Annotated in this window: 6 protein-coding genes; all 6 read left to right on the top strand. The window is 39.0% G+C overall.

Features of this window, described 5'->3' with window-relative positions:
* Positions 1-1960 (top strand): hypothetical protein (locus ABDH28_01940; protein ID MEN2997787.1); only part of this gene is annotated, 1960 nt, incomplete at its 5' end.
* Entirely contained in the window at positions 1960-2280 is a 321-nt protein-coding gene (locus ABDH28_01935) for a hypothetical protein (GenBank protein MEN2997786.1), read from the top strand. The genes ABDH28_01940 and ABDH28_01935, both read left to right, overlap by 1 nt.
* Position 2281: 1 nt before the next feature.
* Complete coding sequence (locus ABDH28_01930; protein MEN2997785.1) at positions 2282-2731, top strand: hypothetical protein; 450 nt, start codon at positions 2282-2284, stop codon at positions 2729-2731.
* A gap of 9 nt (positions 2732-2740) precedes the next feature.
* The gene (locus ABDH28_01925; GenBank protein ID MEN2997784.1) at positions 2741-3964 is read left to right on the top strand and encodes a hypothetical protein; all 1224 of its coding nucleotides are present in this window, start codon (positions 2741-2743) and stop codon (positions 3962-3964) included.
* 21 nt (positions 3965-3985) lie between these two features.
* The gene (locus tag ABDH28_01920; protein ID MEN2997783.1) at positions 3986-5470 is read left to right on the top strand and encodes a hypothetical protein; all 1485 of its coding nucleotides are present in this window, start codon (positions 3986-3988) and stop codon (positions 5468-5470) included.
* A gap of 1 nt (position 5471) precedes the next feature.
* The coding region (locus ABDH28_01915) for a hypothetical protein (protein MEN2997782.1) at positions 5472-7034 on the top strand (1563 nt) is incomplete at its 3' end.

The raw sequence follows: 7034 nt of genomic DNA, 5'->3' as shown, positions 1-7034 counted from the left end.
AGATACTATTTTCTCATACAAACTTCCACAGCAGGCAAACAGTACTTCGTATAGATTTGGAGGTAATGCAAACAACGAGTATGCATTGCTTCTTTTTGCTCCCAAACACGTATTTACGATAATTAAGCATAAAACTTCTACTACTTGTGATTTCATAACTTATCATCTTGTCAAGCTCTATCCAGATGTGAAAGGAACATACTATGATGTTCTGCTTGTAAAATTTACGATTCCGCTAAGCTATACCTACAATGCGTCAGAAAATGGCTTTCCTAATGATGGTTCTTTTAACTCTGTGAATGGAGAACCAAAAGTTGATATAATCAAACTTGACTACTTTAGTCTTATGTCAAGTTCAGAAGTGTATGACGTGAATTTCAACAGTAACTATGAAATGGTAATTTCTGACTTAGTAATACTTCCTTTAGACTGGGACAGTGACTTGAATTTTATTAATAATTTACCTACTTCTGGAAGTTCGCATTATATGACTAAAATATATCTACCATTTTCTGGTGGCTCATTCAATCTTATGACGTTTTCCAATGCTAGGATTGGTATAATTGATGACAATTCTGGAGTTAGTATAAGCAGAGTTTATGATGACTACTCAATAATATCATCCTATAGACAGAATATTTTTTTGAAAATAAGAAATCTTGCGTATAAGCAAGAAAGAATTTTGTCGGACATTGCTACTTTTACTCCCGGTAGTTATTACTTTATTTACTATCCTCCAGCAACAGAACAATTTTTTGAGAAAGTGATTAAAGTAGGAAACTCTCTTCCTTATGGAAAGCAACTTCTCTCTCAGAAAAGCATAAATGGAACGTTTTATATTGATACTCAAAACGCTAGTTGGATTCCAAGCACACTGCAAGAGTTTGGAGAACCAAAGCCAACAAAGATTTATGAATGCTTTGATTTGCTTACCTATGTAAGAAATGAAAGAGAACTTGTTTTTTGCTACTACGATACTGCTATACCTATGGACTTTATCGTTTTTGATACTCCAATCCTAGATGTTGTTGACACAAGACAGGGGTACATATATGTTTTTACGGAGGATGGCATATACATTGTGAGACAGATAAACAGTGGATTTATTAAGGATAAAATTAGCAACATAGTTCTTTACAAAAATCCAAGTCATCTTTATCACGCAGTGAATTACTCAAATGCTGGGGTTCTGTTTATTGATAAGGAGTTTAACATTTATGTTCTTAACCAGATTGTTGTTAACCAGATTCTTTATCCGATAACAGAAAAGCTTAAAGCTGTGAGGGGGGATAACAAGGCAATAAACATAGTCTGGAATGAGAATGATGGAACTAACACTATATCTTGTGCCAGAATGTCTCTGCTATACAGCCATAACCCAACTAATAACTTTGACAGTGTGTTTAAGTTTTTGACAGAAGATGCTGTGAGTTTTGTCGTTGATGTAAGAAACAACATAATATACAACAAGACTTTTGCTCTAGTTCCTCAGCATCCTAATTACTCGCAAAACGTTGATGGTGTGTTTGTTGTTGGAAGCGGAAGCAAACAGTTTGCTTTAATTAGAACTTTACATCCAAGTGTTAATTCCTCGTTTGTAACAGTTCCATTTTTAGTCTATAACGTTGCTGATGCTGTGTTGGAATACAAAACAATGGTATATGCACAACTGCACACAATATCCATACCTCCAGTGGATACAAGTCAGTCTGTAAAGTTTGGGCTTGATTTTCAAAACCCATCTTACACACTTTACCAATCTAATCCTCCTGTAATATTTTCGCATCCTAGTATTGCTCCAAACACACAGGATATAGAAAACGAGGTTAATTACATCTTAAAAGCTCCTGCTGTTTTCAGGACAATGAAAGTTCTTGTAAGGGACTTTCCAAACAGTGTTGAAAGAATACTCGGTTTTGATATAGCATATAATCCTAGGAGTATTTGGGGAGGATACTGATGGACTGGGTTAAGATAGGTGAAGGCATTTGGGTAAAGGGTAATGAGTTCAGGTATTGCAAAGAAAAACCAAGTGATGTTCTTCTGACACCATCCAAAACTAATTTTACTATTCCTAGGAGAAACACAGCTGGTGAGTTTGTAAATGGATGGCAGGACGTAGGGTTTGGTTGTTGGTTCAACTGGGAACTTGAATTCAACTATTGGTATGGTCCTACCCCGCCTACTGGAAGCGTAAGCGAAATAATAAAACAGTACAAGGAAAAAGGTCTTCGTTTTCTTGACAGAGAAGATAGAATAAAAAAAGTAGAAGGAGGGTAATATGCCGTTTGGCAACTGGGCAGAGATGTTAAATAAAGCAATGCAGGCAAAGATTGAAGGGTTTAAGAAGGCAGTTCAGTCCTTGCAGTCTTCAAGACTATCATATACCTCCTTATCATCTCCTTCAATATCTTCACCATCTTATACATCACCTTATACCTCTCCGGTGTCATCACCGACATATACTTCTCCAATATCGTCACCAACACAACAACCTACGATACTAGGAGGAATAGTAGATAATAGGATATTTCTTAACCTCGGAAGGTCTGTAAGACAGTACTTGGACAAGCATATTGCACCAACACTACAGCAAGAGAGAGAAATGCTTGAAAAACAAAGAGCAGAAAGAATGGGAACTATGAACTGGACAAATGTAGCAGAAGCAATAAAAATGGAAGAGGAAATAAGGAAAATGCAAGAGCTAGGTAAAAAAGCAAAGTTTGTGTAGGAGGCAAGTATGGGGAATAATAACCAGAGTTTGGGTAATTCAGGTTGGAGTGACGAGAGAAAAGAAAGAAATGCGGTTGCCTTGGGAGACTATTATCTAAAAAGGCTTGGACTGCAAAACGATGAAGAAATAACCGCTTTTGTCAGCAAGATAGACCCTAACCTAGCAAATAGGATAAGAAGTGGTCAGATAACAGGTAGTGAAAAAGACAAGGCTATTAGAAAGACACTCGGGTATTACATCTGGGAAAACCTAGCTATACCGCTAAGTGGTAAATCCTCTCACAGAGGACTCATTGGAGAAGCACAAGCCGAGGATTGGAGAGTTTTGACAGATTTCATAAATCAGAACGTCGGTGATGATAAGATAATGTCAAACCTTACTAATTTGGCAAGACAAGGACTTTCTGACATATTACTCTCAGAAGAGAAAAAAATAGCGAGTGGGCAGTATCAGGATTGGGTTGACCAAACACAAATGCAGAGGATTAACCAGTACGCACAACAGCAAAAACAGTATGAGGATGAGATAGCTAGGTTAAGGCAGGACGTAGTATCTCTACAGCAAAGCAGTGCTTTGGCAGGACTTATTAGAGCCGGGATAAATACGTATCAAAGAGCACAAGCAAAGGGACTTTCTGAACAAGCAAGACAGGAGCTGGCAGGAGGGCTTGAAACAGCAAGAAGTAGTATGTTTGACCAGTTTAATATTGCGAGGAAAGGAGTTGAGCTTGCAAGACTGGCCGGACACAGGCAAATAGACATACAAAAGTTCTCAATGGAAGATGAGGAGTATGCGCAAGCTAAGGCAATTGCACTAAACAGTGTGAACAAAAAGTTTCTTACGTATATGAACTTACTGAAGGAGGCAAAGGATGATAGTTACTTGAGTGCTAAGCTTGATATAGATAAGGAAAGCTTGAGAATGGCTAGAGAAAGGTGGGAACTTGAGAAGCAGAGTGCAGTAGAACAGAAAAAAATGGCAGAGCAGAGTGCGCTAAGTGGGTTATTTGGGATAGCTGGTAGTATACTTGGTATTCTTGTTGGTGGTCCGTTTGGTTCTGCAATCGGTGGTGCGCTTGGTGGTGCACTTGGTGGACTCATTACCGGGAACTATACTGCAGGCTTGTATGGTGCATCAACAGGCATTGGAACAAGTGCCATCCTTTCAGAACAATCAAAACAATCAGGAAACATTGCCTCAGTCATTTCTTTGCTTTCAGGTATTATATAGTAAGTGCAGTGGAGGGACTATATGATAGAGTTCAAAAGTGTATCATTTGTTGAAGATAGGGGTAGTAAGAAGGTAACTAAGCAAGTTTCGTCCGGTAGCGGTGTTTTGGCTACACAAGGACTTCCAAGTGCTTTTGTTCCAATTGCGGAGATAATTCCACGCAAAGTAATGACTGCTTACGAATCATCTTGGTACTCACCTCCAGATGAGAGCTTAGGCCCCGGCTTCTTTAGAGAGAAAGACGTTTTTTCGTCAACAAAAAAAGATCTAGTTGTTAAGATAGGAAAAGCAAAGTATAGAACAGCAACAGATTATACTATTGACAGAATAACAAGTGCTGATGAGATGGAAGCAACTATGAAACTTGTGAAGGAGGGAATTGAGGAGATTTTTGATAGTCTCAACAAAATTGCACAACAAGATGACATAACAAATGTAAAGTTAAACATTGTGGGTATAGCGAGCCCTGAGTTTAGACAGTTTGAAGATCCAGAAAGCAAAAGAAAAGCAAACGAAGCACTGGCGAAAATGCGAAGTGCTTTTGCTGAGCAGGTTCTGGAAACACTGTTAGACGGAGGGAGAGTGATAATAGGAAATATTGAGTACAGGCTTGATAACGAGATGCTTGATAAGCTAAGAAAGAAAAAGATTGAGGTAAGTGTGGACAGTAAGATTGTTGCTCCGGAAAATACAAACCAGCTTGAACTTGCAAGAGGATTTGTAATAGGGGTTGAGGGGTATGGTGAAAAAGTAACTGAGGAGGAGATACCGCAACCAGAAAAGGAAATTGACAAGAGTGGGGTGTATAGGTTTATTGCTGGAATGCTTCCTAGCAGGCTTAAGGAGGAGCCTGTCAAGCCAATTATGCCTGAAAATAGATTCTACCCCGGACCGTTTGGAAAAGAAGCGTATGTTGTTAATGGGCTACATAATTACGTTGCTACCCTTGCACATAACATAGGTGAAGTAAGCAAAGCACTAAGCAATCAAACGAAGAGAGGGATTGTTGATGTATTGAGGGAACTAAAACAAACTGCAGACAAAATATCCGAAGACCCGAAACTTGTTGAGTTTGTTAATAGTTTGTTTAAGCCGTCTCCGACTGAAGCATTGAAAAATATGTATATGCTTGCAAAACTGGAAAGTGAAAGAGGAAAGCAAGAGAAAATGAAAGCTGATGTGGAACTTGCGAAAGCGAAAAAGCAGGAAATACTGAATGACATAAACCTCTTGGAAGACAAGAAAGACTTACTCAAGCTGGAGAAAGGAAAGCTTGGACTGCAACTGCAAATACTTAAACAGAAGTTGCAAGAAACCCGTCTGGAAAACGAAGAGGAGAGATATAAAGCATTCAAAGATATGGTGAAGGTTTTTACAGACCTCATCGGTAAAAGCAAAGATGTCATAATATTTCAGGACGATGAAGTTAAGCAAAAGTATCAGAACATACTGCGGAAGAGTTCTGACTTGATAGAAATATTATCAAGGAGCTACTTGGAGGAGTAAGGTGAGATTTGAGGATGTTGTAGAGGAACAGTACAACATCGCTTTGAAGGAAGGAATTGATAAAGTTGACTTTGAAAAACTCTACAACTCCTTTTTTGACACCTATCCGGAGTATAGAGGACTTTACAGAAGGGAAAAAAGAGTAAAGGAGATAGAAGAGCAAGGTTTTGATAACCTGCCGAATGTTGAAAAAAAGCCAGAGGACATTTTTAGGGAAGTAGGGCTTAAACCCTTGGAAGTCACTAGTCAAGATAGGTTGGAAACTCAGGTAGAACCAAGCCTTATACACAAAGTAGGGTTGAGAGAGTACAGGTATGAGACGCCTAAACCAACTAGACCGAGGAGAATACCCAAATACACTGATGACGAAGATTTTGATTTAGACAAGTTTGCAGACCAAAGGTTCGGTGTAAGTTACTACTTGAAAGAATCACCAATAACAGGTGTATCCGGTGTGTTTGGGACTTTGCAAGTCCAAGTTCCTACGTTCTCAACGCAGACCAATATACCAACTTTTACGCAGATAGCTGATCAAACAAATCAGGCCAATGCACAGCAGGATTTATTGTTACAAACTAACATTCAACAGCAATTTCTACCTCAGGCAACTATTCAAACAACAAACCAATATCCATTTCCAAACGCTGTTTTACAACAGACACAGCAGGTACAAGTTCTTGACGCATCTAAACTGCCAGTACCAGATGTGAAACCAACGAGTAATGTGAACGTTGCACCAAGGTTGGAGAAGCAACCGGAAGGTAATGTTGTAGCACCGTTTGAGGCAATTATAAACACACTTGGGTTTCTTGGAAGCGTTGTTTCATATGGTATTGGCAAAATGGTAGAAATTGACATAAATGAGAGCCTAGGAATATTAAGACAGATTGATAACGATATTAAGAATGGTAGAAGCATATTGGACACAAAGAGCAAGTATTCTGAGGCACTTAGGAGAATTGGAGCTATCAGCAAGTTGGTAAACATTATTGGTGATAAGTGGAGTATAGAAACTGTCAGAAAAATAGAAGACAAGTTGATGCAAGGGATGGGTGGGATACAAGAGGTGGTAATTACAGAAGAGGACAACCAGAACCTGAAGAAGGTGATGAACATCATAAAGTTCAAGAGAGCGGTTGCAAAAGATACAGATCCAGAGGATGAGAGAATATGGGAAGAAGAGAAATACGAAAAGGGAGTTTGGGGACACAGTTGGTTTGACATAGAGGAATTTAAAGCAAAGGTAGTTGGTAAGACTGTGGGTGACAACGTTGGTGTTGTGATTACATCTATCCTAGCGGATATAGTAACAGACCCTCTCTTGTACCTGAAACCTGTTAAGACTGCAAGACTTGCAACAATATACTACAAAAACGCACAAGAACAGCTTTCAACCAAAGGAATAGGTAAGTTCTTGGAAGCTTTTGGCAAAGGGTTTGTTGATGCATATAGGCTTACTGACGAAGAGTATGCAGTTGTCAAATATTTGTCAGACAAAAGGTTGGCAGATAAGCTTGCAAGTATAGGGGTTGTAAGAGCTGTAAGGGAAAACCTAGGCTCGGAA

The organism is Brevinematia bacterium (assembly GCA_039630355.1).
Lineage (GTDB): Bacteria > Spirochaetota > Brevinematia > DTOW01 > DTOW01 > SKYB106.
This window is presented reverse-complemented; position numbering and strand designations above follow the sequence as displayed.

What these genes read in the sequence shown, in the direction of transcription:
- ABDH28_01925 (MEN2997784.1), top strand. Translation starts at nt 2,741, where the DNA reads ATGGGGAATAATAACCAGAGTTTGGGTAATTCAGGTTGGAGTGACGAG.
- ABDH28_01930 (MEN2997785.1), top strand. Translation starts at nt 2,282, where the DNA reads ATGCCGTTTGGCAACTGGGCAGAGATGTTAAATAAAGCAATGCAGGCA.
- ABDH28_01935 (MEN2997786.1), top strand. Translation starts at nt 1,960, where the DNA reads ATGGACTGGGTTAAGATAGGTGAAGGCATTTGGGTAAAGGGTAATGAG.
- ABDH28_01920 (MEN2997783.1), top strand. Translation starts at nt 3,986, where the DNA reads ATGATAGAGTTCAAAAGTGTATCATTTGTTGAAGATAGGGGTAGTAAG.